The organism is Mycobacterium sp. MS1601, assembly GCF_001984215.1.
GTDB lineage: Bacteria > Actinomycetota > Actinomycetes > Mycobacteriales > Mycobacteriaceae > Mycobacterium.
In genome coordinates, this window is the sequence record NZ_CP019422.1 from 123,673 (window position 1) to 148,110 (window position 24,438).

At 63.7% G+C, this 24,438-nt stretch carries 27 protein-coding genes; 19 read left to right on the forward strand and 8 right to left on the reverse strand.

Features of this window, described 5'->3' with window-relative positions; genetic code table 11:
* Window positions 1-259: 259 nt before the first annotated feature.
* From BVC93_RS32320 to BVC93_RS32330, 3 genes are all read left to right on the forward strand, one after another.
* Window positions 260-1,873: an aldehyde dehydrogenase family protein gene (locus BVC93_RS32320; protein WP_157517375.1), complete on the forward strand. Its 1,614-nt coding sequence runs from the start codon at window positions 260-262 to the stop codon at window positions 1,871-1,873.
* A 150-nt stretch (window positions 1,874-2,023) separates the two neighbouring features.
* On the forward strand, window positions 2,024-3,298 hold the full coding sequence (locus tag BVC93_RS32325) for a Glu/Leu/Phe/Val family dehydrogenase (protein WP_083741783.1): 1,275 nt from the start codon (window positions 2,024-2,026) through the stop codon (window positions 3,296-3,298).
* Between the two features lie 29 nt (window positions 3,299-3,327).
* Window positions 3,328-3,567, forward strand: a complete 240-nt coding sequence (locus BVC93_RS32330) for a hypothetical protein (RefSeq protein WP_039584183.1) — start codon at window positions 3,328-3,330, stop codon at window positions 3,565-3,567.
* An 88-nt stretch (window positions 3,568-3,655) separates the two neighbouring features.
* Here BVC93_RS32330 and BVC93_RS32335 read toward each other — a convergent pair whose 3' ends face one another.
* Window positions 3,656-4,654 (reverse strand): oxidoreductase, encoded by a 999-nt coding sequence (locus BVC93_RS32335; protein WP_039584182.1) that lies wholly within the window; start codon window positions 4,652-4,654, stop codon window positions 3,656-3,658.
* Between the two features lie 155 nt (window positions 4,655-4,809).
* Between BVC93_RS32335 and BVC93_RS32340 the strand changes: the two genes are divergently transcribed.
* The 5 genes from BVC93_RS32340 to mmsB all read left to right on the forward strand — a co-directional run bounded on the left by BVC93_RS32340 (window position 4,810) and on the right by mmsB (window position 11,512).
* Window positions 4,810-5,970 carry an iron-containing alcohol dehydrogenase gene (locus BVC93_RS32340; protein WP_039584181.1) on the forward strand — a complete coding sequence of 387 codons (1,161 nt, stop codon included), beginning with the start codon at window positions 4,810-4,812 and terminating at the stop codon, window positions 5,968-5,970.
* Between the two features lie 125 nt (window positions 5,971-6,095).
* Complete coding sequence (locus BVC93_RS32345; RefSeq protein WP_039584180.1) at window positions 6,096-7,616, forward strand: CoA-acylating methylmalonate-semialdehyde dehydrogenase; 1,521 nt, start codon at window positions 6,096-6,098, stop codon at window positions 7,614-7,616.
* Between the two features lie 143 nt (window positions 7,617-7,759).
* Entirely contained in the window at window positions 7,760-7,894 is a 135-nt protein-coding gene (locus BVC93_RS34525; RefSeq protein WP_257788998.1) for a hypothetical protein, read from the forward strand.
* Between the two features lie 1,003 nt (window positions 7,895-8,897).
* The gene (locus BVC93_RS32355; protein WP_236950564.1) at window positions 8,898-9,944 is read left to right on the forward strand and encodes an enoyl-CoA hydratase/isomerase family protein; all 1,047 of its coding nucleotides are present in this window, start codon (window positions 8,898-8,900) and stop codon (window positions 9,942-9,944) included.
* Between the two features lie 698 nt (window positions 9,945-10,642).
* Window positions 10,643-11,512, forward strand: a complete 870-nt coding sequence (gene mmsB, locus BVC93_RS32360; protein ID WP_039584177.1) for a 3-hydroxyisobutyrate dehydrogenase — start codon at window positions 10,643-10,645, stop codon at window positions 11,510-11,512.
* A gap of 108 nt (window positions 11,513-11,620) precedes the next feature.
* Here mmsB and BVC93_RS33425 read toward each other — a convergent pair whose 3' ends face one another.
* Window positions 11,621-11,842 (reverse strand): hypothetical protein, encoded by a 222-nt coding sequence (locus tag BVC93_RS33425; protein ID WP_152640913.1) that lies wholly within the window; start codon window positions 11,840-11,842, stop codon window positions 11,621-11,623.
* Window positions 11,843-11,867: 25 nt separating this feature from the next.
* On the opposite strand from BVC93_RS33425, the gene tatA reads away from it, so the two are divergent.
* The 4 genes from tatA to BVC93_RS32385 all read left to right on the forward strand — a co-directional run bounded on the left by tatA (window position 11,868) and on the right by BVC93_RS32385 (window position 14,770).
* Window positions 11,868-12,080: a Sec-independent protein translocase subunit TatA gene (gene tatA / locus BVC93_RS32365; RefSeq protein WP_052227191.1), complete on the forward strand. Its 213-nt coding sequence runs from the start codon at window positions 11,868-11,870 to the stop codon at window positions 12,078-12,080.
* A 377-nt stretch (window positions 12,081-12,457) separates the two neighbouring features.
* A complete protein-coding gene (locus BVC93_RS32375; protein ID WP_152640912.1) occupies window positions 12,458-13,126 on the forward strand; it encodes a hypothetical protein in 669 nt (222 codons plus the stop codon).
* The gene (locus BVC93_RS32380; RefSeq protein WP_039584171.1) at window positions 13,071-13,364 is read left to right on the forward strand and encodes a hypothetical protein; all 294 of its coding nucleotides are present in this window, start codon (window positions 13,071-13,073) and stop codon (window positions 13,362-13,364) included. Before BVC93_RS32375 ends, BVC93_RS32380 begins: the two co-directional genes overlap by 56 nt.
* Window positions 13,365-14,065: 701 nt before the next feature.
* Entirely contained in the window at window positions 14,066-14,770 is a 705-nt protein-coding gene (locus BVC93_RS32385) for a hypothetical protein (protein ID WP_083741787.1), read from the forward strand.
* 78 nt (window positions 14,771-14,848) lie between these two features.
* Here the strand turns inward: BVC93_RS32385 and BVC93_RS32390 are convergent, their stop codons facing one another.
* Complete coding sequence (locus tag BVC93_RS32390; protein ID WP_236950565.1) at window positions 14,849-15,151, reverse strand: hypothetical protein; 303 nt, start codon at window positions 15,149-15,151, stop codon at window positions 14,849-14,851.
* Between BVC93_RS32390 and BVC93_RS34385 the strand changes: the two genes are divergently transcribed.
* Entirely contained in the window at window positions 15,150-15,575 is a 426-nt protein-coding gene (locus tag BVC93_RS34385; RefSeq protein WP_236950566.1) for a hypothetical protein, read from the forward strand. The genes BVC93_RS32390 and BVC93_RS34385 overlap by 2 nt on opposite strands.
* A 31-nt stretch (window positions 15,576-15,606) precedes the next feature.
* Here the strand turns inward: BVC93_RS34385 and BVC93_RS32400 are convergent, their stop codons facing one another.
* Window positions 15,607-16,563 carry a DUF4226 domain-containing protein gene (locus tag BVC93_RS32400; protein WP_048424157.1) on the reverse strand — a complete coding sequence of 319 codons (957 nt, stop codon included), beginning with the start codon at window positions 16,561-16,563 and terminating at the stop codon, window positions 15,607-15,609.
* A gap of 145 nt (window positions 16,564-16,708) precedes the next feature.
* On the opposite strand from BVC93_RS32400, the gene vapB reads away from it, so the two are divergent.
* From vapB to BVC93_RS34395, 5 genes are all read left to right on the forward strand, one after another.
* Entirely contained in the window at window positions 16,709-16,936 is a 228-nt protein-coding gene (gene vapB, locus BVC93_RS32405) for a type II toxin-antitoxin system VapB family antitoxin (protein WP_013470249.1), read from the forward strand.
* The gene (locus BVC93_RS32410) at window positions 16,927-17,337 is read left to right on the forward strand and encodes a PIN domain-containing protein (protein ID WP_041789295.1); all 411 of its coding nucleotides are present in this window, start codon (window positions 16,927-16,929) and stop codon (window positions 17,335-17,337) included. Before vapB ends, BVC93_RS32410 begins: the two co-directional genes overlap by 10 nt.
* Window positions 17,338-17,383: 46 nt before the next feature.
* On the forward strand, window positions 17,384-17,926 hold the full coding sequence (locus BVC93_RS34450) for a serine/threonine-protein kinase (RefSeq protein ID WP_250638137.1): 543 nt from the start codon (window positions 17,384-17,386) through the stop codon (window positions 17,924-17,926).
* A complete protein-coding gene (locus BVC93_RS34455; RefSeq protein WP_250638138.1) occupies window positions 17,923-18,306 on the forward strand; it encodes a protein kinase domain-containing protein in 384 nt (127 codons plus the stop codon). Before BVC93_RS34450 ends, BVC93_RS34455 begins: the two co-directional genes overlap by 4 nt.
* Window positions 18,307-18,413: 107 nt before the next feature.
* On the forward strand, window positions 18,414-18,938 hold the full coding sequence (locus BVC93_RS34395) for a hypothetical protein (RefSeq protein WP_236950567.1): 525 nt from the start codon (window positions 18,414-18,416) through the stop codon (window positions 18,936-18,938).
* On the opposite strand, the gene ligD is transcribed toward BVC93_RS34395, so the two are convergent.
* The 4 genes from ligD to BVC93_RS32435 all read right to left on the reverse strand — a co-directional run bounded on the left by ligD (window position 18,939) and on the right by BVC93_RS32435 (window position 23,384).
* Window positions 18,939-19,925 (reverse strand): non-homologous end-joining DNA ligase, encoded by a 987-nt coding sequence (gene ligD / locus BVC93_RS32420; protein ID WP_157517376.1) that lies wholly within the window; start codon window positions 19,923-19,925, stop codon window positions 18,939-18,941. It abuts the gene before it with no gap.
* Window positions 19,926-20,003: 78 nt separating this feature from the next.
* On the reverse strand, window positions 20,004-21,881 hold the full coding sequence (locus BVC93_RS32425) for a hypothetical protein (protein WP_142360637.1): 1,878 nt from the start codon (window positions 21,879-21,881) through the stop codon (window positions 20,004-20,006).
* Window positions 21,882-21,965: 84 nt separating this feature from the next.
* The gene (locus BVC93_RS32430; protein WP_083741790.1) at window positions 21,966-22,922 is read right to left on the reverse strand and encodes a hypothetical protein; all 957 of its coding nucleotides are present in this window, start codon (window positions 22,920-22,922) and stop codon (window positions 21,966-21,968) included.
* A 15-nt stretch (window positions 22,923-22,937) separates the two neighbouring features.
* Entirely contained in the window at window positions 22,938-23,384 is a 447-nt protein-coding gene (locus BVC93_RS32435) for a hypothetical protein (RefSeq protein WP_083741791.1), read from the reverse strand.
* A 358-nt stretch (window positions 23,385-23,742) separates the two neighbouring features.
* Between BVC93_RS32435 and BVC93_RS32440 the strand changes: the two genes are divergently transcribed.
* Window positions 23,743-24,393, forward strand: a complete 651-nt coding sequence (locus BVC93_RS32440; RefSeq protein ID WP_083741792.1) for a hypothetical protein — start codon at window positions 23,743-23,745, stop codon at window positions 24,391-24,393.
* The last annotated feature ends 45 nt before the right edge of the window (window positions 24,394-24,438 follow it).

The window sequence follows — 24,438 nt, forward strand, 5'->3', positions numbered from 1 at the left end:
AGCCGCGACAGGAAGTGTCAGACCTATCTGGACCATTCTCTTGAGCACTTCGCGTCGATTTGCATCACGCTCGAAATATGAGGGGTTCACATTCGCTCCGTCGTTGTGGGAGTTCTCGGGCACTCACGGAATGGTGAGTTTCCTGGTTGCCAGAATCTTGATGATCGTGAGTTTGGTCTCTGCCAGCCTCGCCAGGATTGACAAATAGTGAAACGCGCCACAACATCCTGTCAAGGCCGGCCGCGTACTGAGCCGCAACTTGCATAAGATTCGCATACGATGCAATGCAATTCATGAAAATATTCGAATTCGCTCGCAATGTGTCAATTCCGATTATTCGGTGGTTACAGTGACGTGGGTAACCCGCTTTGCGCAGAGACTAGGAGTCCAGAGCATGACCAGTCCGACATCCGCTGCCGATGCCTTCCTTGGACAGGACCCTGTTCCGTTCTATGTGGACGGACAGTGGACAACTGGTAAGCACGGCAACACGATTGAGGTGCTGAGGCCTTCGACCGGCAAGCTGCTGGCGACAATCTCCTCTGGCGATGCCGACGATATCGACAACGCCGTCCGAGCGGCGCGCCAGGCTTTTCCGAGCTGGGCCGCGCGTTCGACCCGCGATCGCGTCGTTTTGTTGCACCGTTGGGCCGATGCCATCGAAAAACACCAAGACACGTTGGCCACCATCGAATCTCGTGACATCGGCAAGCCGCTGGCGGAGGCTCTGGAGTTCGACGTGCTGTTCTCCGCGGAAGGCATCCGATACTTCGCAGACGTCGCCGACCACGTTGATCCACGAGAGTTGGTGGCAGTGCGCGGAATAGAGGCAGAGCAGCGCTTCCTACCCCGAGGCGTGTGCGGCTTCATCATTCCGTGGAATGCCCCGGGAAGCCTGATGGTCTGGGGGACTGCCCCGGCACTGGCAGGCGGAAACACCGTCGTCGTGAAGGCTCCGGAGCTGGCGCCGATGAGTTGCCTGTTCCTGTGCAAGCTGGCGGAGGAAGTCGGCATCCCAGCTGGGGTGATCAACGTCGTCCCTGGCTTCGGAGAGACTGCCGGTGCGGCCCTTGCCGGCCATCCTGACATCGACTACATCTCGTTCACAGGTTCGCCCCGCACGGGCATGCAGGTCGCCATTGCCGCAGCGGGCAACTTCGTGCCGAGCAAGATGGAGCTGGGCGGCAAGGGCGCGGCGATCGTGATGCCCGACGTCGACGTTGCAGCCACCGCAGAAAAGCTGTCCTTGGCAGTCGTGCGCAATGCTGGCCAGACCTGTTGCACAGCAACGCGATGGCTGGTCCAGGAGTCGATCTACGACGAGTTCGTCGACGCGGCCATTAACAAGCTCACCTCAGTGCACATGGGAGCCGACGACGATCCGAACACCGTCCTGGGCGCGCTGATCAGCAATGGTCAGCGCAAGCGTGTCGAGCACTATCTGCAGCGTGGCCAGGACACAGGTGCCACTGCCCTGCTCGACGGCGGCCCGACCGCGGTGCAGGGCCTGGAGGGTGGCTTCTTCGTCAGCCCTGTCTTGCTGACCGGTGACACCACCAACGTGTGCGCCCAGGAGGAGATCTTCGGCCCGGTTGCCTATGTGATGCCCTTCAAGAACGACGACGACGCCATCGCCATCGCCAACGACTCTCGGTACGGGCTGGCGAACAGCGTCTGGAGCCAGGATCTTCCGCACGCACGTGCGGTCGCCGCGCAACTTCACGCCGGCAATAGCTGGATCAACGCCCACAATGTGTTCGCTTACGGCCTACCGTACGGTGGGATCGGGATGAGCGGTTGGGGTGGTGGCGTCAACAGCGTGAAGACTTATCTGGACTACCTGCGGCCCTTGACCATTGCCCGTCCTCTGTGAGCTGGTAGCCCTCCGGCGCCTGTGACTTCCTGCGCTGGAGGGCGTCCTTCCACCCGTGGCGTCTGCCTCTAGCCCTCGAGTCGCCACAATCGTTCGAGATCGCGTACCGCTACGTCACCGACTCACCCAAGGCAACAGGAGACCATCTCAATGAGCACCCTGGCTCATATCGAAGCACCGCCGAGCCCCAATCCGTTGGAAGACGCTCGGGCTCAACTGGCCGAAGCGGTGGAAATCCTGGGCTACGACGCTGGTTTCGGGCAGAAGATGGCGGCACCCGGGCGCGAGGTCACAGTGAGTCTCCCTCTGAGGCGTGATGACGGCAGCATGGAAAATCTCATCGGGTATCGCGTTCAGCACGACGTCTCTCGCGGAGCGGTCAGTGGTGGTTTGCGCTTCAGCCCCCATGTGGACCTCGATGAACTTCGTGCGCTGGCTATGTGGATGACCTGGAGATGCGCCCTTGCCGATCTGCCTTGCGGAGGTGCCAGCGGGGGAATACGTATTGACCCGAGCCGGTACTCGCGGGCCGAGCTGGAGCGTGTGACTCGGCGCTATACCACGGAAGTCACCTCCTTGATGGGAGCGGAAGAGGATACCGTTCTTCCAGACCTGGGGACGGACGACCGGACCATCGCATGGATCACGGACACGCTATCGGACCAGGCTGGACGTTCCGACGTCAGCGTCGCGGCGGGAAGACTGCCGGGACTCGATGGGTCACGCGGACGCGAGATCGCCACTTCACGCGGAATCGTGCAACTTGCACTGGCCGCTCTGCATGAGGTCGACATCGTCGGGACGAAGGCCACTGCTGTTGTCGAGGGATACGGCAAGATTGGACGGAATGTCGTCAAGTTGTTGACGAATTCGGGCGTTCGGGTCGTCGGTGTCAGCGATGCGCACGGAGCTGTGGAATCTGAAAATGGTTTGGATGTGGCTGCTTTGGAGTCCCACTTCGACGAGTGCGGAACAGTCGCGGGGTTCTCAGGCGGAGACACATGCCGCCGTGAAGACATTCTCGAGCTCGACGTCGATCTACTGGTGCCCGCGGCCGTCGAAGGAACCATCAATGCGCAGAACGCACATCTGGTTCAGTCTTCGGTGGTGGTCGAAGCAGCTAACGGGCCTACGTCCATGTCGGCCGACCAGATTCTCTGCAAACGAGGAATTCTGGTGGTTCCGAGTATTCTCGCAAGCGCCGGCGGGGACATCGCCTCGCATTTGGAACGAGTTCCGGCGCAACAGGTCTGCAGCCGTGGCGCCGTCGATGGCGAGGCACGCCGGGAGGAGCGAATGCTCCTGGCCTGGCGGCGAGAACGGGATCAAGCACGCGAGCGCGGTGTTTCGTTACGTACCGCATCGATGGTGACGGCCGTGGGGCGTGTTGCCGAATCGGACCAGACTCGCGGGCTGCTTCCATAAAATGTTCAAGGGATGAGGAAGGCAACGGCATGGATCAAAGTGAGCGTGAGATCCTTGAGTTCGTGATCCTGTGGGCTCCTTTCGGGGGACCGGATGACGAAGAGGTCTTTGTCCGGTTTGGAATTTCGGTACCCCAGCTCTATGAGCGTTTCGATTCGACCGTCCGGCGCCTGTCAGCCGGCACCAGCGTCGCGCTCTCGCCGAAGTTGAAGATGTTGGCAACCCGCGCGATACATCTTCACCGTCAGGCATGGCCGACGGCAATCTAGGCCTTGTTCTGTCGGAATCAGATTGTGGCCCATATGAAATGCGCGCCGTCCACTTCCGCGGACGGCGCGCATTTCGCGTCGAAGTGGTTCAGCCTGCGAGTTTGACCAAAGTCCGGCCCTGGTTCTCCCCGGCGAGAATGCGGTCCAAAGCCGTCGGAAGCTCGTCGAGTGAGACCTCCGACGACCCCAACCGATCGAGCCCGACGGGCCGTAGATCGGTGGCCAGCCGGTTCCAGATTGCCGTGCGGGTAACCAGATTGCATTGCACCGAGTCCACACCCAGTAGGGCCACACCCCGCAGAATGAACGGGAACACCGTGGTCGGCAGTGCGACACCGCCGGTGTTACCCGAGGCGGCCACCGCGGCACCGTATCGCAACGCACTCAGTGTGTTGGCCAGCGTGTCGCCTCCGACGCAGTCGACCGCGCCGGCCCAGCGTTCCTTCTGCAGAGGCTTGGAGTTTCCGCTCGCTTCTTCACGGCCGATGATCTCGGCGGCGCCGAGCTCGGTCAGCCACTCTTTGGCCGACTCTTTGCCGGTCGCCGCGACAACTTCGTAGCCTCTGGCGGCGAGGATTCCGACGGCCACGCTTCCGACGCCACCGGTGGCGCCGGTCACCAACACCGGACCCGCTTCCGGTGCCAAACCATGGTCTTCGAGCTTGGCCACACTCAATGCAGCCGTGAAACCCGCAGTGCCGAGGGACATCACGTCGCGATCGGAGAGGCCGGCTGGCAGCGGGACAATCCATTCGGCAGGCACTCGTGCCATCTCACTGAATCCGCCGTGGTGCTTCACGCCGAGATCGTAACCGTGAACCAGTACTTGATCGCCGGCCCGGTAGTCGGGTGAAGCAGACTCCACCACGGTGCCGGCAAGGTCGATGCCGGGGATGATCTTGGGCAACCGGGCCACGTTCCCCTTGTGGATACTGGCGAGGCCGTCTTTGTAATTCACGCCCGACCAATCCACGCGGATGGTCACGTCGCCCTCACCGAGCTGATCGACGGCAAGTTCGGTGATCATTCGTTCGGCGCTGTCTTCGTGGTGGTTGACCACAAAAGCTCGGAAAGTGCTGCTCGGCATCTGTTTTGACCCTTTCTGTTGGTCTTCGGTGTGCTGGACTCCCAGTGTCCGCACACAGCGGCGCGAGGACAACCGACAGATCGTCGGTGCACTGGCGATTATGCAGACGATCTGCACCTTTTGATGAACGTGATGGAACATGGACGATTAATTCCATGAGCTACACCATCGCGGTACCACAGCTGATGCGTATCGGCGCCGGTACGTTGAGCTCGGCCGCAGATGTGGCCTCCAGGTTGGGTATTCGCCGGCCCATCGTGATATCGGACACGTTTCTGGCTCAGAGCGGCAGCGTCGACCGGTTGGTCGACATTCTTGCTCGAAGTGGCTTGAGTGTCGCGGCGTTCACCGAGACGGTCCCAGACCCGACGACGAAATCGCTTCAGCCTGCGCTAGATTGCCTGAATCGGCATGAGGCCGACGCAGTGATCGGTTTCGGTGGTGGTAGCCCGATCGACACTGCCAAGGCTCTGGCGGTGTTGGCCGTATCCGACGAACCGATGCGCAGCTTCAAGGCTCCGCGTGACTACGGCGGCCCGGCACTGCCCATCATGGCGATCCCGACCACCGCCGGAAGTGGTTCCGAAGCGACCAAGTTCACGGTCATCACCGACAGTGAAACCGATGAGAAGATGCTCTGCATCGGCAATTCATTCCTGCCGACGGCTGCGATCGTCGATTACGAACTGACACAGACGATGCCGAAGAGGCTCAGCGCTGACACCGGAATCGATGCGTTGACCCACGCGGTCGAGGCGTACGTGAGCATCAAGGCCAACCCGTTCGCGGACGCCTTGTGCCTGACGGCGATGCAGGGTGTGGCCAAGAACCTCCGCCGGGTCTACGCCGACGGGCAGGACAGTGAGGCCCGAGAGGGGATGATGCTGGCTGCCACCCAGGCCGGTATCGCCTTCTCGAACGCCAGCGTGGCTCTGATCCACGGGATGAGTCGGCCCATCGGTGCACATTTTCGTGTTGCACATGGTCTTTCGAATGCGATGTTGTTCCCTGAAGTGACCCGATTCTCGGTTGACGCGGCGGTGGGCCGGTATGCTGACTGCGGTCGGATCATGGGACTGGCGGGCTCGGGCGACAGCGACAACGTGGCCGCCGGCAAGTTCGTTGACGGTATCGCCGAGCTGTGCCTGGATCTGCACGTCCCGACCCCGGCACAGTACGGTATCGCGCGGGCGGAGTGGGATCGGTTGGTGCCCACCATGGCAGAACAGGCGCTGGCCTCCGGTTCGCCGTCGAACAATCCGTTGGTCCCAGATGTCGAACAGATAGTGGAACTCTATTCATCGGTCTATTCGTAGGCACTGATGCTCGAACATACGGGCAGAAGGCGAACAGGGTTCATCAGGATCGACGGAGCATCTGAGCATCTCGCTCAGTTCGAACAAGAGAATTCGGAACAGATGGTCAACGGAAAGGACAACACATGACCACGCAAATTCCCCATTTCATCGATGGCAAGCGCGCCACCCTGAAGTCGAGTCGCACCGCGGATGTGATGAACCCCAGCACCGGTGAGGTGCAGGCGCAGGTGCTGCTCGCAACGGCGGAGGATGTCAACACCGCTGTCGCTTCTGCTGTTGCTGCCCAGAAGGATTGGGTGGCCTGGAACCCTCAGCGCCGAGCTCGTGTGATGATGAAGTTCATCGAGTTGGTCAACGCCAACGCCAACGAGCTCGCCGAGATCCTGTCTCTCGAGCACGGTAAGACCATCGCCGATTCGTTGGGTGACATCCAGCGTGGCGTCGAGGTGATCGAATTCTCCATCGGTATCCCGCACTTGATGAAGGGCGAGTACACCGAGGGTGCAGGGCCGGGCATCGACGTGTACTCGTTGCGGCAGCCGCTCGGCGTGGTCGCGGGTATCTCGCCGTTCAACTTCCCGGCCATGATCCCCCTGCAGCAGGTGGGCCCGGCACTGGCCACCGGGAACGCGGTGATCCTGAAGCCGTCCGAACGTGATCCCTCGGTCCCGGTGCGTCTGGCCGAACTCTTCATCGAAGCCGGTCTTCCGGCCGGCCTGTTCCAGGTTGTGCAGGGCGACAAGGAAGCCGTTGACGCCATCCTGGCGCATCCGGACATCCAGGCCATCGGCTTCGTCGGCAGCAGCGACATCGCGCAGTACATCTATACAGAGTCGGCCAAGAGCGGGAAGCGCTCGCAGTGCTTCGGTGGCGCCAAGAACCACATGATCGTGCTGCCCGACGCTGACCTGGAGCAGGCTGTCGACGCGCTGATCGGTGCCGGTTACGGATCCGCGGGCGAGCGCTGCATGGCCATCAGCGTTGCGGTCGCGGTCGGGGACGAGACCGCTGATCGACTGCGCGCCAGGCTCGTCGAGCGCGTGAACCAGCTCAGGGTCGGTCACAGCCTCGATCCGAAGGCCGACTACGGACCGCTGGTCAGCAAGGCCGCGCTGGACCGCGTACATGACTACATCGCCAAGGGTGCCGAAGCCGGTGCCGATCTGGTGGTCGATGGTCGCGAACGTTCCACCGACGATCTGACCTTCGACGGTAGCGAGCTCGAGGGCGGCTACTTCATCGGCCCCACCCTGTTCGATCGCGTGACCGCGGACATGCCGATCTACACCGACGAGATCTTCGGTCCCGTCCTGTGCATCGTGCGTGCGAAGGACTACGAAGAGGCTCTGCGTCTGCCCACCGAGCACGAGTACGGCAACGGCGTTGCTGTGTTCACCCGCGACGGTGACGCGGCCCGTGACTTCGTGGCACGGGTTCAGGTGGGCATGGTGGGGGTCAACGTGCCGATCCCGGTGCCGGTGGCCTACCACACCTTCGGTGGTTGGAAGCGCTCGGTGTTCGGCGATCTGAACGCCAACGGCCCAGCCGTGATCCAGTTCTACACCAAGGTCAAGACCGTGACCTCGCGGTGGCCCTCGGGCATCAAGGACGGCGCCGAGTTCGTCATCCCGACGATGAACTAGACAGCTCTGCAGCAGATCACCGCCGCGGGCTCCGGCCGGCGGCGGTGATCTGTGTGTTCAGGTCTTCCGCGAGCGCTCGATGGTGCGCACCGCGGCCTGCGGCCTGTCACGCCGCACAGTCGAGAGCGAGACTTCTCCAGATCATGAGCAAACGCCTTATGACCGCGATGTTCCTGGCGATCATGACGATCAGCGTCGCCTCTGCCGCAGTCCTCCTCGGGCTCATCGGAGCGGTCGTCTGGCTCGCCACGTGGCGTCCTGCGGTGCGCCGGCTGTGACGAACGATCCTGCGGCTCGGGATCAGAGTGCGGAGATCATGGCCGCGGCTCGGCCGCAGATCAGCGGAAACCACAGGTTGGCCGGGTCCGGCGGCGGGTGGCCTTCGGCGGGACGATCCTGGGCCTGACCATGATTCAGGGCGGACAGTATCTGCCCGGGTCGATCACCATGCTGATCGGTGTCACAGTCCTGATCGGCTCTGTGCTGCGGCAGGTTTCGACGGTGCGGCGTGCACCGCATCTGGCTGTACGGGTACTCCGGATCTGGCCGTTTGCGGGTCGGCGAGGTTGCCCCGGGTGCACGGCGGTATAGGCGAGGACATCAGCCGTGACGCCCGAAGACTCCGGCCTGCAGGCGAGCGCAAGGACCGAACTGAAGACGATAGTCAGTCCGGCTGGGTACTGAAACGCGCCGGACGCCAGCGCCGCTTACGCCACCTGCCGGCAGTTCGGCGGAGCGGTCGGGACGGCCACGATCGGTGGGTGCACGCCACGTGTGCGGCATCGCCGGAACTTCTGGTCAGGAAACGATGAAGAAATGTACGGCTAATCAGCGGGTTTAATCGTTTTTGAGCCTCGGACAAGTCGGATTGACCTCTGCGATGGCCACGACGGCTCCGGCACGGCGAAGCGCGCTTGTTCGTGAAGCGCTCCGGACAAACTGTCGGGGAGACCGGATGTTTCCGACGTTTCGTGGCCCGGAAGGCCGCCGACGTGCAGATACGCTGAACCGGTGAGCCCACCGACTAGCGGCTGCCGATCCCGTGGTCGACGGACAGCCAGAGCCGACGATTGACCCAGGCTTCCTCCGGTCCGTAGCTCGGCCGCATTCGCCACTTCGATACCGCCCGGGTCGAGGGTGCGCGGTAGCCGAGCGAATTCCGCAGTGAAACATCGAATATCCACCGTGCATGAGCGAAAATCGCGGCGCTTTCGTCTGTGCGGTGTAGGTCAGGAATCTGGAGACACGATGAACGGGGAGCCTGTCGTAGCGGGGCACGAGATGTCCGGACAATCTGATGGAATCGTCTTCACCCGCAACGGGTCGGTGGGACGCATCACGCTGGACCGGCCGAAATCGTTGAACGCATTGACGCTGGATATTGTTCATGCCCTCCATGCATGTCTCGACGAGTGGCAGAGGGCCGCCGGTACGGTACTGGTCTTCGACAGCTCCAGTGACAAGGCCTTCTGCGCCGGTGGGGACGTCCGCAGGATCCGACAGAATGCATTGGCAGGACGTCATGCCGACAACGTCGAATTCTTCACCGCAGAATATGAGCTCAATCTTCGACTCGCGGAACTCGATACGCCGCTGGTCTCGGTGATCGATGGAATCTGCTTCGGCGGTGGTCTGGGATTGTCGGTGCACGGTGCGTTCCGGGTGCTGACCGAACGCGCAACACTGGCGATGCCGGAAACCGGCATCGGCTTTCTCCCGGACGTCGGAGCCAGCTACTTCCTGTCGAGGTTACCCGGCGCCGTGGGAACCTATCTCGGACTCACCGGCTACCGACTCGATGCCGCCGACGCGCTGTACGTCGGGCTCGGAACGCATCGGGTCGCTGATGCCGGCATGGTCATTTCTGCCCTCGAGCGGCGGACAGGTTCGGTCGATCATGCTCTCCGGGCCTTGTCGCCGGGAACCGCCCCCGCGCCGCCCGGTCGTCTCGCATCTCATCGGGACGACATCGACTGGTGTTTCGGAGCGAACACCGTGACAGAGATACGCACCCGTCTGGGCGCGCTGTCGACGCAGTGGGCAGAAGACTCTCTGGCAGCTCTGGACGCGGCCTCCCCGCAGAGCCTCGAAGTCACGATGAGCACCCTGGCCATGGGAAAGCAGATGGGGCTACGGAACTGTCTTTCTATGGAACTCGACATTGCGACGCGCATTGTGCGCACGCGCGACTTCTGCGAGGGAGTGCGGGCTCGGTTGGTCGATAAGGACGGCCGTCCCGTCTGGGTTTCTCTGCCGAACGACGATTTCGCCGACGTGAAGCAAGGGCTTTGGGCCGGTCCACCGGTCGACAGGCCCCGTGTGCGGTAGGTCGGCGTCGTCGCACATCTCCGGACAGGTTCGCGATCGCGCGGCAAACCCGAGGACTGTGCGGAGAGCATGCCGCGCCCGCAGTTTCGTTGCTCGATGTGTGCATCCTGCGGCGCGCCGCGAGACGGCACACGCCGGGACTGACCGCGTACAGGAGGTGATCGCAAGTCGCTTTCGGGTTCGGTCGCATTTCCCATTCCGCCCGCCGCACGTCCATCGCCGCTGAATGTAATTCGACGTTTTTGTTTGCGGTTCGCTGTTGATGCTCTGTGCACTCTTCTTGATCTCGCCCGCAGCACCCGCAAATTCTTGTATGGTGAAGTGGCGTGGAGTTCGGATCGAGCGACTTCATCCAGCCGCCCCCGGTGAGACGCACTGGCGTGAGTCATTCACCGCTGGAGCAGATATGGACGCCGTGAAGGCGCTGGCTCCTCGTGATCCATTTGCGGGTGACCGAGCCATGAAGTGCAGGCCACGAATTGAATATTCTGCATAGTTTGAGCGTTATGCGAATTCTGGGGATGTCTAAGATCGTCGTTCAAAAGCGGATAAAGTGCAGTCGTTCACAATTAACGTAGATCGGGCGACATGCCACATTCCGGCTGGCCTCGCCAGCGTGGCCGAGAGGCCGACGAGGCGCAGTTCGATCACTGGCTTCGCAGATGAACCCTGATCAGAAGTGATGAAAGGCGTTGTAAATGACGACAATTGCATTCCTCGGGCTCGGCAACATGGGTGGACCGATGGCGGCCAACTTGCTGGCCGCAGGGTTCGCGGTTCGCGGCTTCGACCTGGTTCCGGCGTTGAGAGCCGCGGCAGAATGCAAGGGCGCGACTGTCTTTGAAAAGGGTACCGACGCTGTTGCCGACGCAGACGTGGTGATCACATCGTTGCCCAACGGTGCCGTGGTCAAGGCCTGCTACGCGGAGATTCTCCCCGCGGCGAAGCCGGGCGCACTGTTCATCGACACTTCGACGATCTCGGTCGCGGACGCGCGCGAAATCCACGACAGTGCGTCGAAAGCTGGTTTTCAACAGATCGATGCTCCGGTGTCGGGTGGCGTCAACGGCGCCACTGCGGGAACGTTGGCGTTCATGGCCGGAGGGGAGACCGACGCCGTTGAACGAGCTCGATCGGTGCTGGATCCGATGGCGGGCAAGATCATCCACACGGGCGAGTCAGGCACCGGACAGGCTGCCAAGCTGTGCAACAATATGATGCTGGCCGTGCAACAGATCGCGGTCGGCGAGGCATTCGTCCTCGCTGAGAAACTGGGACTCTCAGCTCAGTCCTTGTATGACGTGGTGACGGGAGCGACCAGCAATTGTTGGTCCGTGAGTATTAACTGCCCGGTGCCGGGGCCGGTGCCAACCTCGCCCGCCAACAACGACTTCAAACCGGGATTCGCGACTGCACTGATGCACAAGGATCTGGGCTTGGCGATGGACGCCGTGTCCTTGGCCGGCACCAAGGCGCCACTGGGTACTTTGGCGGCCGAAATCTACGCACGATTCAATGCGCAGCACTCCGACAAGGACTTCAGTGCAGTGATCGACGTGATGCGCTGAGTAACCGACTGTCCGATATGGGCGGAACGGTGAAAGGCGAGGCGACAACTGGCGCGCTGTCGGTGTAGTGAATGATGTCGAACCCACTGAATTGCCGCGGTTACGGCGCTATTTGATGGGATCGTCATCTGTGCGGTTCTGAACCTCAGCGAGTAGCTGATGGTCGCTCCGGTACGCCACGATCCCGGCGAGGGTGGTGTCGCAGCGGATCTGGCGAGCCGGTTCACGGTCGGCGACGACGGTATCGGTCTCAAGCTCAACGTGTTGATTCATGTTGTTAATATTCAAAATTCGTGATTCTGCATTCGTGTGGTGGGCCGGGGTGGTCACACGAGCTCGTCTGAAGGAGATCAAAATGGGCGCACTGAGTCCATGGCACTGGGCAATTCTGGCTGTCGTCGTGATCCTGCTGTTCGGCGCGAAGCGCTTGCCGGACTCGGCCCGTGCGTTGGGGAAGTCGTTGCGCATCTTCCGGAGCGAGGTCAAGGAGATGCAGAGTGATGCCAGTCCGCTACCAGATCCGCGGCTGTCAGCGACGACGGCCCCACCGCCTGCAAGCACGTACTAGTGTCTCGAGTCGGACACCCGGGCCGGCGAAACCGGACTTCTTTGGAACGGTCACAACGTGCTGCTGTCCGGGGCAAACGGTCCGGAGTGATCAAAGTTGCGCTCGACATCTGGCTCCGAACCGTCGCACGAGGGTGTACCAGAATCTTCTCGTAACAGCCGCGATGCGTGCTCGCATCAACTCAGTCACGTATGTGAATGGGATTTCATGGCTCAGTCATCTTTTGCAAGGCTCTGTGTGAGCTCAGCGCGGTGCGCGAAAGGCGTAGCCCTGCGTGCAGGTGGTGGACCCGGTGTTTCGAGTGCACGGCGATCTCGTCGCCGGCGGCGACGGTGTACGCGCCGGCCTGGCTTGGCGCGGGCAGGCTGGCGATCGGGATGAGCGCCACCGTGAGGGCGTTCAGTGTTGCTGCTCGGGTGGGCCGCATCGCGGGTCCCTCTCTTTCTGGTGGGGGCGGTGACCGATGGCGTACGGCGCTGTTCGCCAGCGACGGCATCGAAGGCGTGGCGGCCGTGCTCACCGGCGCCAGTCACTTCGCAATTCTCAACCCGGCCACTGCGGTCCGGTCAGCGCTACTGCGACTGCCCGGTGCTCGTGGCGACGAGCTGGCCGCGATCGCCACCGTGCCGTCCTACGATCAGCTTGGCCTGGCCGTGCCCGCCGAACTCGGTCTGCACTCGCTGGGCGACCTCGCGGAGGCGAAACCGCCGTTGCGGGTGTCCCTGCGCGGGAGCCGTCCCACCCACAGCGTGCACCTGGTGCTCGATGACGTGCTGGCGTCAGTCGGGATCTCCCTCGACGACATCCGGTCTTGGGGCGGTCAGGTGAGTTATGACGACGGGCTGCCGCACAAGTCTGTGCGTACGCAGCTCCTACGCAACGGCGCCATCGACGCAATCTTCGATGAAGGCGTTTACAACTGGGTCGAACCGGCCAACAACGCCGGGCTGCGCTTCCTGAGCCTGTCCGAGGACGACATGTCACGGTTGGATGCGGCAGGCTACCGGTCCGGCACTCTGCGGAAGGACCCGCTACCCGACGCTTGACGCCGATGTCGACACGGTCGACTTCAGCGGATTTCTGGTTTTCACCCGCGCCGACGCCGATCACGCCGTGGTGGCGAAGTTCTGCGAGGCGCTGGTCGCCGCACGGGAGCGCACCGGTTGGCAGGGCGGACCGACCCTGCCGCTGGAAGACATGGTCACCGACACCATCGACGCACCGATACCCATTCCGTTCCACCCGGCCGCGGAGGCCACCTGGCGCAGACACGGGCTTCTCTAACTGCAGCATTCAACCCTTACGGTTATCACGACGTATTCGCTTCATCGGCCGCCCGCGTCCTTGTCCGCGCATCGACGTCTCTAAGCGGGTGTTCAGCGCCGTCGACGGCGGGGCCACCCCGACCAACTTGCGGACACGAGCGGGACTGCTGAGAACCTGACCGCTGCCGGCGGTTGGCGATGGTGATGAACGGCGCCGCGAGTGCAACCCAACCGGCTTCGCCCGTGAGAACGCCCTTGTTACTAGGTGAGGGACTAGCGGCGGTTATCAACGCCTCAAAACTATCGGCACGCAACACATTCGGCCTTAACCTGACATAATCTCGTTTATCGGCGAAATGCGTTGTGACACAACAATATTCACGGCTGCGTTCTTAAGCAGCTGCCAGAGTTGCCAACAGGGTGCGTGAGCCGGACAAGCAGTGTCGGGGGTTGGCCCGGTAGCGTCACGGCGGTGATCACCTCGGTCGATAGCGTGCGTCAAGAGCGCGCCGGCCGCGGAATGGGCCTGCGGCCACCGACAGTGCATCCGCCCGGCACGAATGATGCCCGGCAGCGATCGAGTGAAATTTCAGGCGTTCTCTACTGGGGTGCCAGTCACGTCCCCCGTCGACCGCACTACATCTACTGCGGGCCAGTAGCGTTATTTCGTCACCGTGACGAATTGAGGATGCCGACCACTGCCACGGACTGTGCAACCAGATGAGCGCACCAGCTGCTATTGACCTCGACGAGTACCTACGCCGGCCGCACGTGGCGCGGCGGGGCGCCGCGGAGCTGAGCCTGCCGGTGCTGCACTTCGAAAGCCTCGACGCCGCCACGGTCAGTTGGTGTCGCGATTGGCGCGCAGAGATACGAATGACCGATCTGGCCGCCGAGGTGGCTGCCTCCCCCGCGGTGACGGTTGGCGCGGTGGACTTCGTGCTGGTGCAGCTCGGACAGAGCCGCCAGCCGGTCGCTGACCGTCTCGCCCAGTTGGGCACTCGGGAGGCCCGTTTCGGAGAGCTGTTCAACGGCGGAGAACTTGAGGCGGCGCTCGACGAGCACATCGAATTCTTCGACGGCATGCCAATATTCACCGTTCTGCCGGTGGTGGCCGCGACCGTCGACGACCTCATGCCAGTCTCGCGACTACGCGCCTGGGCGGTGGCCGAGGTCATCCATACGATGCTGCCGACGAATTCAGGCATGGCGGTCGCTTCTGCCCTCGACGGCGCCGGCCGGCCTGGTCGTCAATTGGTGTCGGCCGACCGGCTCGACCGCGACTGGCTCGACGTCGGCCTCGCGGGAATCCCCGGTCATCCGGCCCTCGTCGGGCGGGCGACGATGTTCACCTATCTCGACGATGCGCGCGCCGCCCTAGCAGGCGTCGCCGATGAGGTGTTCACTGTTCGAGCTGGTGGTTAACCTGGGTCTCAGTTCTGCTGCGCTGCTAGACATTTCAGTGTTCCGGCCAGCACGCTAGCTAGAAGTGCCGTGTCATCTTCACTCGCGCCGCGCGACCACCCAGGGGATCGCTCGAAGGGCGCCAAACACGAAGATGGACCAGAGGCACAGGACTCCGACCCATAGCGCCATCTCGTCGTCGCGCAGCCACGCCGCACGGTGAAGGGCGCCTTCGACGAGGGCGCCGATACCAACGAACGCGAACAGGATGGCGCTGAGCCCAACGACCGCGCCCAGTCCCAGTGTGCTGCGGGATGGCCATCGACGCTTCACGTACGTCTCAACAGCCAACGCCGCGAAGAGAAGCGATCCGGCCCACGCGATAACCCAGAAACCAAGCATGGCGCTGATGCTAGGGCGCGTTTGCGACACCGTGGTCAATCTCTTGGTCAGCACGCCCGAGCGCGTCACCACACGACCCACCGTCCTGCGTAGCGCGGTAGCGGGTGCGCAGCGAAAATTGTTGCTCAGCAACCTATTGAGGTGCCCTTACGATCTTCCGGTGGGGGTTTCAGTGAGCAGTCTTGCCTTGCTCGATGCGCGCGCCGATGATGTCGGATCGCGTATTCACTGGGAGATGCATGTACGCGCCGGTGGTGATCCGGAGTCTGTCGGACTGACCGCCGGTGCCGGTCATGTTTTCATCTACGGGCCCGTCCGCCTCGACGACCGCGCCGTCGCGCATATCAACGCCCTTCTGGACGCGCTACTGCGCCGCGAACGCTGCATCGTCGAGGACCACCAGGGCCGACCGCGATTGATCTGACACTACGAACCCGAACCCCGTGGCTTCCTCGCTAGGGCCTGGACGGATCGGGAACCCACCACCCGGGCATGTACTCCACGTAACCCCACGGGGCAAGCTGATCTGGCGCTATTTCAACCACGTCGCGGATATCAATGGGCTGCTGCGGCTTGGGCCACGGCGGCTGCGCACCGTAATAGGAATCAGGGTGTGGGACACCAATTCCCGGCGCGACCTGCTGGTAGCCCGGCGGGAAGAGCGCACCGGAGTCGGGGTCGATCACCCGAACGTCACTCAGATCGAGGGGATACTTCGCCGGCGGAGGGGGCGGCACATACCCCAGGCCGCCCTCAGGATCTGGATACCAGAGGTTGGGACCCACCTGCTTGTAGTTCGGCGGCGCGAGCTCGCCGTCACCCACGTAGGTCAACTTGGTGACATCGAGCCAGTACCGCGGATCTTCACCGTGCGGTGGGTCCTCCCCCGGCTTGTCGGTAGGAAGGTCGGCCGGAGCCTGGGGCAACTCACCGGAGCCGTAGCTGAGCGCTCTCACCTCGCCGGCGGCCTGGCCGGACTGCTGCTGAGTAGAGGCCACCACAGACTGGGCGCGGGCGACCTGCGTCCGCAGGGCCTTGAGCACCATCATCTCTGCCGCAGGCGTGCGAGCCGATCCAGCCACCTCGGCGATCGAGCGTGTCTGGGCGACAATCGTGTCCATTTGGCGCGCCCCGCCCTCGGTGATCTGCGCTGCGCTGGCCAATCGAGCTTCCAAGGTGGAGTCGGTACGGCCGGCGGTGACCAGCTCCCGGTTCTGCTGCTGTACCACCGACGCATGCCGATCGACGAGCTGACCAGACAGGCCCGACATCTGCTGGCCCGCGCCGCTGACAGATTCCGCAGCCGTCTGAAGAGGAGCTCCCGACGTCGCCACAGGCCCGGGCGTACCGAACAGCGAGCGGGCGCGTTCGACCACCGCCAGCGCCTGGGCCGCCTCAAGCTGAATGGTCACGCCACCAATTATCGGGCATGCAGAGCCCTGGTGACAGCAGGAGTCAGCGCGGCCGGGGCAGATCTCAGTTCGACATGAGTGTCGCGGCAGGGGCCAGCTAAACACCCTGTAAACTGATAACGATGATATCAGGAGGTCATGCGCGATGGGCGATGTGCTGATCCGCGGACTGTCCGACGCGGCGATCGCGCGTATCGACGCCGACGCAGCCGCCCGCGGTGTCTCGCGCCAAGAGTATCTGCGAACCAGATTCGAGACCGAAGGTTCAGTGAGCGCCCCCACGCGGACCATGACTGTCGACGATCTACGCCGCGCCGCCGCGGCGGCCACCGACCTCGACGATCCCGACATCATGGACGCCGCGTGGCGGTGACCAACTGGCTCATCGACAAGTCGGCCTACACGCAACTGGTGGCCTCCCCAGACGCCCAGGCCTGGGTCGAGCGCATCGAACGCGGCCTCGTGCGCATGAGCACCGTCACCCGCCTACAGATCGGCTACTCGTTCCGGAACGGATCGCAGGCCCGCAGCGAATCAGGCGCACCGCCGCTGGCATTGATGCCGCTCGAGTACCTGACCCCAGCCGCCGAGGACCGCGCCGTGGGCGTGCAGCTCCAGCTGGCCGACCGTGGGCTGCACCGCGCCCCGGCGATCCCGGATCTGCTTGTGGCCGCGGTCGCTGAGATGGCCGGCCTAACCGTGCTTGCCCTCGACACGGACTTCGACCTGATCGCGCAAGTCACCGGACAAGCCGTCGAACGGCTCCGCCTATGAGCACACACGTGCGCAGCCGTCACCGTTCGGCAGGGAAGGCGTCGCCATGACCGCACCAGAGGGCCAGCCCACACCGCCCACCAACATCGCCGGATACCGCGTCGAGCGGGTCCTGGCCGTCACGGCGATGGCGACGGTCTACCTGGTGCACAGTCCCACCCTGCCGCGCCGGGAAGTGCTCAAAGTGCTTCAACCCGAGCACGCCAACGGCGACCACGTTCGCGCCCAGTTCCTCCACGAAGCCGACATCACCGCCGGGCTCGAACATCCCAACATCGTGCGCGTGTTCAGCCGCGGCGAGACGGACACCGGCCAACTGTGGATCGCCATGGAGTACGTCGAGGGAACCAACGCCGAGACTGCGCTGCACGACGGACAGATGACACCCGAGCGGGCAGTCCACATCATTACCGAGGTCGCCAGAGCCCTGGACTACGCGCACTCCCACGGGGTCGTGCACCAAGACATCAAACCCTCGAACTTCCTGATCGCCGCCCAGAAACTGCCGGGCGGTCTCGACCGCGTCGTGCTCACCGACTTCGGTGCCGCCCTGTCCCCCACAGCCGCGGAACTGGCGACGGGCCCATGAGTGCCACCCTGGCCTACAGCGCGCCCGAAGTCATCACCGGGACAGCAGCTTTGGACGGACGCGCCGACGTCTACGCCCTCGCATGCACGCTCTTTCGGCTGCTGACTGGAGAACACCCCTACCCGACAGACGCCGGGGTCGGCGCCACAGTGAAAGCTCATCTGGACACCACCCCGCCCCGATTGTCCGACAGGCTCAGCTGGGCCTCACCACAACTAGACAGCGTGATCGCCAAGGCGCTGGCCAAGAATCCCGCTGACCGCTACCCCACCGCCGGCGACTTCGCGGCCGCGGCCAGCGCGGCATTCACCCTCCCCCGCCCTCGGCGCCAGGAGCGCTGCCCGCCGATCGCGACGAGCCGCCACCCCACACTGAGCTAGGCAGGGCCGAGTCCCACGGCGCAGCAGCGGATTTCATCAGCCTGCTCCCCCACACCCGTGCCGTCTCACAACGGCGCCAGCTGATCGCGGCGCTGGCAGTCGCCGGCGTGCTCATCGTCGCCCTGTCGGTGTGGCTTATCGGACGCGGCTCCGACCCGCCCGACACCGCCCCCACGGCGGCGCCACCGACGACCACCGCGGCCCCGCCCGCAGCGCTGCAAGATCTCCGGCGGCTGCTCCCGTCCGGCTATCCCGCCGAAGCATGCACCCCAGCACCATCCCCTGATGGCGCGACGGTGATCACCTGCGGACCAAACACCGACCCTGGTGGACCCCGCAGCGCCACCTACACCCTGGCCGCCGGACCCGAAGCGCTGCGCACCACGTTCGACCAGCTCGTCGAATCCACGACAGTGGTGGTCTGCCCCGGAAACATTCAGTCCCCCGGCCCGTGGCGACGCAACGACACCCCCGCCGTCACCCGCGGAACCGTGCTGTGCGGGCTGAACAATGGGCGCCCGCGCGTGGTGTGGACCAACGACGCGCAACGGCTCATCGCCGACGTGCAATCCGGTGGCCCCACCGACCCTCGGCTGGACCAGCTCTACGCCTGGTGGGGCACCCACTCGTAATCAGCCGGGCGCCGCGCCGGCATCGCGCGGCAAACATACCCCCGACACGGGCGCAGTACGGAGTCCCTTCCACGACGCGTGGCGCAGACCTTTGCCCGCGTGATACTCGCGGTAGGCAACTTCACCGACATACCGCGGCTTGAACCACTGGACCCCCGACATCGACGCCCCCTCCGCCACCGGCGGCGCGGCAACCTCGGTCCCGGCCAACAGTGTGGCCAGACGGCGACGTTCGGCACCGCTAAAACCCGTGCCCACCTGACCCAACAGCACGAGGCGTCCCGCCTCGTCGTGGGCGGCCAGGATCAGGGCCCCAACCTCACCGCGACGGCCGGCGAACGCCCCCACGACCACCGCCTCGGTTGTCGCGCGCACTGGGCATTTGATCCAGTCCCGGGATCGGCCCGACCGGTATGGCGAATCCAGTCGCTTACACACAATGCCCTCGTGGTGCTGATCAGCGCAGATAGCGAGCATGTCCGCAGGAGCGACATCGGTCCAGTGCCTTGGCACCGTCAGTGCTGGCGAACGCTTCACCACCATCAGTGTGTCCATCAGCTCGCGGCGCTCCCGGTAAGGCCAGTGCGTGATGTCTTCGCCGTCGATGTTGACCACATCGAAGGCGAGATATCGCGTGGGCACCTCACGCACGAGCTGCCCGCTGGGCCGACGCTGCTGAGGCCACCGCCGCTGGAGCCGTCTAAACGACGGGCGCCCGTGCTCGTCGACGGCGACGATCTCACCGTCGAGGATCATTCGACGGCCACCGACTGCAGCTGCGACCGCGGACAACTCGGGGAAGGTTTCGGTGATGTCCGCCCCATTGCGGGACGTCACCCGCACCCGGGGATCTACAGTCAACATTCCCCGCTGGCCATCAAACTTCACTTCTACAGCAAACTGACCGCCGTGCGGGGCCTGGCCCAGCGTCGCCAACATGGGCGCAGGGGCCACGAGGCGGTCGGGGAACAACGAAGCGCGGGTCACGCTTCGACGGTACTCACCGGTGGCAGCGCGTCACTGTTACTGCCGCTTCCCGCAGCAGACTGGCCTATTGATCGGGCATTACTGTTGCTCGTCAAACGCCTCCGCCCGAGTGCCGAGGTACTTTCCCTTCACCGGCCGGCTGTTTCGGTCGGGCGCAGGCAGGCCTCTTAAGTATCGGCGGTAAGCGGTGTCATTGGTGAGCGGTCGGCCGACGATCTCGCCATCGTCGACCTCGTAACCCACTGACAGCAAGCGCCTTTCGACAGCACCGAGCGTCAACTCTTGGTTGCCGATCTTCACGATCAACGGTTCGATGATCTGGACCTCATAGTGGTCGTCAAGACTGACCTCACGCTCCTCTAGGTTTGGTCCTACTGTCGGCGAGGATGCATCGTCCTTGAACCGGATTGATGCCCAGTCCCCGAATACGGTCTGACCACCGATCAGTGCCGCGGCCTCGGCTACGTCGCGAGCATCAGCGGCGCTAACAGTCGTCAAATCCGGGATAAGGACTGGCGTAGACGTCGAAGTCTGAATGACAGACAGTGCCCGCAGATAGACCATGACATCGTCAGGGAAGGCGGCCTCATGAGAAGGGATCTCACGGTAGTCGACGAACGGGCCGACTCGCTGAGCGACCTCCAAAACGTTGCCAGTGGCGATGCTCTGGAGGAACTCGATACAGGGTAGGACTGCATCGATCTCCTCACCGACGATTCGCGCCCTGGTGAAACCCCATGTGCCGGAACGTGTTTCGAGATCCGTACGAGTGTCAAACGTCAGATAACCCGACTCATCAGTGCCCGACTCCCACACGCCGGTCTGCTCGGGGCCGGTCCTAGCAGTGATCGAGAAGGGCAGTGTGGGGCTGTATGTTCCGTCGGACCTGCGGACGCGGAAACGTGCAGCATAGTCTTCGCCCTGGCTCTGAAGGAGTACCTCGGTGAGCCCCCCGGACAGCGGAGCCCCCAGACCCCCGGGCAGATCAATGTCGACCTCGGCCGGCACACTCAACGGCGTTCCGTACTTACGCCAACTGTCGTAAGCGTCTTCATCGAAGGCCGCATCCTCGGCTGCGAACCGCAGCCGAAATGGGATCGGTCGTTCACGCTGCGACTCGGAGAAACGTTGGTACACACGGAAAGTAAGTGTTCGGCCGTCGGGTTGGATCTCTTGCGTGGCTGCAATCATGCCGTCACGGCGCGTAATCTCACCGGGTTCGAGGTCAATGCTGAACTCGTATCTAAAGTGTGGGTCAGTGTCGAGCACCTTGAATATCCGGTCGAGATGCGAAGAAATTTCGGCTGGTGTGACGAGCGCCACGTCATCAGCGGTTCCCGTACTCAATGCTTCTCCCGCCGATACGTCGCGCCGCAGGATCGCTGACATCTCAGCCACCGCCGAGCGGAGACGCGCGGCGCCACCGTGCAGGTAATAGTCAATGACGTAGGGGTATTCACCGGCCAGCGTCTCGCAAAATGCGCGCCCTTCCCACTTGATGACTCGCTCAGGGGCGTTACGCCACGCGGTAATGCGTTGCTTTTCGTCCTCGTTCAGCGCGAGCTCGGCATCCTCGAACATCTCGTTAATGACGTTATCGGGCATGGAATGAAACCAGTCGAGCTGATTGTCGACGGTATTGTCGACTGGCGCGATCAGGTACCAATCCCCCAGCGGCACGGGCGGTTCTCTGCGGACCAGACCTACCAGCACCCGCCGGAACGACTTCTCTATCTCCTTCTTTTGCGAGGCAGTGAGCGTCTTCGCGTAGCGCTTGATCTGATAGACGTCGTACTTGCCAGCTTCGCGTTTGCTCGGGTCTAGCACGTCGATGCCGAAGTCACCACGCGATGGGCGGACCCGGGTCGAAGACCTACGCTCGCTATAAAGCAAGTTGGCCACGACCGTCTCAGCCTCATCGCCACCAAGTTCCGACCATTCAACCCTGCCAGGCATACTCACTCCTCGGTTCCCACACCCCACACAACGCGATCAGCTACGAAAGGTTGTTGTTGTTCCGCCCCCGGGGTTCGGCTGTCCTCAGCGGCGCCACACGTGAACGCGGTCGGTCTTGAGTGGGGCGCCTTCTGGACCCTTGACGTACGGGGCGATCCACTTCGGGCGCCGATCGGCATGATTGGGCCCACACGCCTGCTGACGCCAATGACCTCCCACCCACCACCGGTGTCGGTACTGACGGTCACCCAATGAACCATCGCGTTCCCCAGGCGGGCTCATGGGTCGCCGCAACTCAATGATGCTCACCCGGTTCGGGTCCGCAGCCGCACGAGACGATTCCTCAGTCTGCGTCGACGGTGCACTGCCGAGGACGCGAGTGGAGGCGACGGTGGGTTGGCCCATCAGGAGCCAGGCCGCCCCGACGACACTCACCAACGGCGACGCCTCAGCCGATCGGGCCACCTCAGCGGTGCGCGGCACCAACGGCTGCAGCAGCAGCGTCGGGTTGGTCACCCACAGTGGCGAAGACACCCCGTAGGGGGCCAGCAGTTCAGGGTTCTTAGCCAACCGTGACAACGGCTGAATTTGCAGCACCCCGTCGGGGCGAGACCACCACCACACCCCGTCCCACGAAACCTCGGTGGGATCGTTGGGGCTTAACGCATTCCATGGCACACTTCCGGCCGGCTTTGCCCAACACAACAGCCCGGTCGGAGCCGGCGCGGCGACAGCGGGCGTCCACTCCGGAAGGGAGTCGGCGGCATCGAGCGCGACGTCAACCATGTCGCGCGAAACCCAGTACAGCTCAGCACGTTTGATGACATCGGCCTCGCCGCTCATCTGGCTCAACGACTCGGCCAGCTTCGCCTGCAACCGCTTCAACCTCCGAAGGCTCTCCCCCGCAGCTCCCAAGGCCTCGGACGGTTCTGCAAGGGCGCTGGATTGGTGGTCGACAAGGCTGTCCAGAGCGTTGCACCACTGCCGGCGAATATCGGGCAGGCCCGGTGCCGCCCACGGGGTCGCTTTGCGGCGGCTCATTGCATGCCCGCCGGCTTAGCCGAGACCATCGGCGAACTCCATGACCGCCGCCGCCTGTTCTTGGAGAAGCTCGACGAATTTCGGTGACGACTGGGTTTTCATATTCGCGTCGAGCTCACCGGCCAGGGCGCGCAGTCGGGTGCCGGCGCCGCGCAACTCGGCCAGTTGGACATCGCGGCTCACCGGCGACGGCGTCACGTAGGTCAGCACCGCCCGTAGCTCAGGAAACCTGATGGCTTTGCCGCCTTGCTGCTCGTCGAACAGCCGGGCAAGCGTGCCTTCAGTCTGGGCCCAACTGCGCATTTCCGATTCGAGCCGGGCCGCAATGACGTGCAGGGCCGCCGGGATCCCAAAGGCGATCGTCGAGTCGGCGCCGCTGCCGTACGTGCGGACGGTCTCGGCGAGGTCGCGAACTTCGGTTATCACCTTGCTCAGGTGAGTCGCATCAACTTGCACAGGCATAACAGCGATCCTAAGTGAGCGCGGCGCCTCTGATCTGCAGAGATTTCCCCCACTCACACCAGCTGCACTCCAGTCGGGGAGATGGCACTGCCGTGCCGGCGGCTGGCCCGTACCCGACACACGCCCCGGGCCTTGCCTGTGGTTCTGCCTTTCTGGCCCTCCGATTGTGGCCGGCGGTCCGCTCCGCGCAAGGCCACGGCTGCGCTGCGCTCCGGCCCACAGGCTCGGGGCAGCTCCCCCACAAACGTTCGCTGCGCTCACCCGGGACCTGCCCCGCCCGGACCTTTGCACTCCACGGCCCTCTACCGGCCCAAATCTTTAGCGCCAGAAGGCAAAAGAACGGGCGGGAGTACCCACGATGAGCACCCAGACACACCATGGCCAGGCCAGTCTCTTCGGCGCCGACACCAGCACACGCCGGCACCCCCGGCATGTGCTGTCCTACGGTCTCGGATTGGACAGCACGGCGGTCCTACTGCGCTGGCTCACCGACCCGTCCAGCCGCGACTTCGACCTGTCCGACCTGGTGGTCATCACCGCCATGACCGGAGACGAGTTCAGTGCCACCGGGGCCGACGTCGAGCGGTACGTGCTCCCCGAGCTGCGCCGCCACCGGGTCCGGTTCGTCCAGGTCGGCCGCCACCAGCTGCTCACCACCGCCGCCGGCGAGGGCATCACCACCTTCAGCGACACCACCGAACCGGACCGACTCTTCGTCGAGGGGGCCTACGCGCTGTCGACGGAGATGCTCACCGCCGGCACCCTGCCGCAGCGCGGCGGTGCCCGCAAATGCAGCGCCCGAGCCAAGGGCGCGGTCCTCGACCCGGTGATCGCCCGACTGACCGGCGGGCAGCCTTACCAGCATTACGTTGGCTTCGAGCTCGACGAGACGGGCCGCGCCGAGCGCGACGCCGCCTACAACACAGCAGCCCGAACCGGCCGCTACCCCCTTGACTTAGTTGCCTCAGGTTCCCCTGATGTCGTCGCGATCGTTGCCAGCCGCAATTAACTCCTGATCAGCGCCAAATGTCGACGCGGACCGTTCTCTCCGCGA

Bases quoted from the DNA above. Each gene is read 5' to 3' on its own strand.
- BVC93_RS32435 (WP_083741791.1), bottom strand. From the start codon at position 23,384: ATGCCTGTGCAAGTTGATGCGACTCACCTGAGCAAGGTGATAACCGAA.
- BVC93_RS32345 (WP_039584180.1), top strand. From the start codon at position 6,096: ATGACCACGCAAATTCCCCATTTCATCGATGGCAAGCGCGCCACCCTG.
- tatA (WP_052227191.1), top strand. From the start codon at position 11,868: ATGGGCGCACTGAGTCCATGGCACTGGGCAATTCTGGCTGTCGTCGTG.
- BVC93_RS34385 (WP_236950566.1), top strand. From the start codon at position 15,150: ATGGCGCTGATGCTAGGGCGCGTTTGCGACACCGTGGTCAATCTCTTG.
- BVC93_RS32430 (WP_083741790.1), bottom strand. From the start codon at position 22,922: ATGAGCCGCCGCAAAGCGACCCCGTGGGCGGCACCGGGCCTGCCCGAT.
- BVC93_RS34525 (WP_257788998.1), top strand. From the start codon at position 7,760: ATGAGCAAACGCCTTATGACCGCGATGTTCCTGGCGATCATGACGATC.
- BVC93_RS32340 (WP_039584181.1), top strand. From the start codon at position 4,810: ATGAGCTACACCATCGCGGTACCACAGCTGATGCGTATCGGCGCCGGT.
- BVC93_RS32335 (WP_039584182.1), bottom strand. From the start codon at position 4,654: ATGCCGAGCAGCACTTTCCGAGCTTTTGTGGTCAACCACCACGAAGAC.
- BVC93_RS32385 (WP_083741787.1), top strand. From the start codon at position 14,066: ATGAGCGCACCAGCTGCTATTGACCTCGACGAGTACCTACGCCGGCCG.
- mmsB (WP_039584177.1), top strand. From the start codon at position 10,643: ATGACGACAATTGCATTCCTCGGGCTCGGCAACATGGGTGGACCGATG.
- BVC93_RS32355 (WP_236950564.1), top strand. From the start codon at position 8,898: ATGTCCGGACAATCTGATGGAATCGTCTTCACCCGCAACGGGTCGGTG.
- BVC93_RS32375 (WP_152640912.1), top strand. From the start codon at position 12,458: ATGAGCGCCACCGTGAGGGCGTTCAGTGTTGCTGCTCGGGTGGGCCGC.
- BVC93_RS34450 (WP_250638137.1), top strand. From the start codon at position 17,384: ATGACCGCACCAGAGGGCCAGCCCACACCGCCCACCAACATCGCCGGA.
- BVC93_RS32390 (WP_236950565.1), bottom strand. From the start codon at position 15,151: ATGCTTGGTTTCTGGGTTATCGCGTGGGCCGGATCGCTTCTCTTCGCG.
- BVC93_RS32440 (WP_083741792.1), top strand. From the start codon at position 23,743: ATGAGCACCCAGACACACCATGGCCAGGCCAGTCTCTTCGGCGCCGAC.
- BVC93_RS32330 (WP_039584183.1), top strand. From the start codon at position 3,328: ATGGATCAAAGTGAGCGTGAGATCCTTGAGTTCGTGATCCTGTGGGCT.
- vapB (WP_013470249.1), top strand. From the start codon at position 16,709: ATGGGCGATGTGCTGATCCGCGGACTGTCCGACGCGGCGATCGCGCGT.
- BVC93_RS32380 (WP_039584171.1), top strand. From the start codon at position 13,071: ATGCGGCAGGCTACCGGTCCGGCACTCTGCGGAAGGACCCGCTACCCG.
- BVC93_RS34455 (WP_250638138.1), top strand. From the start codon at position 17,923: ATGAGTGCCACCCTGGCCTACAGCGCGCCCGAAGTCATCACCGGGACA.
- BVC93_RS32325 (WP_083741783.1), top strand. From the start codon at position 2,024: ATGAGCACCCTGGCTCATATCGAAGCACCGCCGAGCCCCAATCCGTTG.
- BVC93_RS32425 (WP_142360637.1), bottom strand. From the start codon at position 21,881: ATGCCTGGCAGGGTTGAATGGTCGGAACTTGGTGGCGATGAGGCTGAG.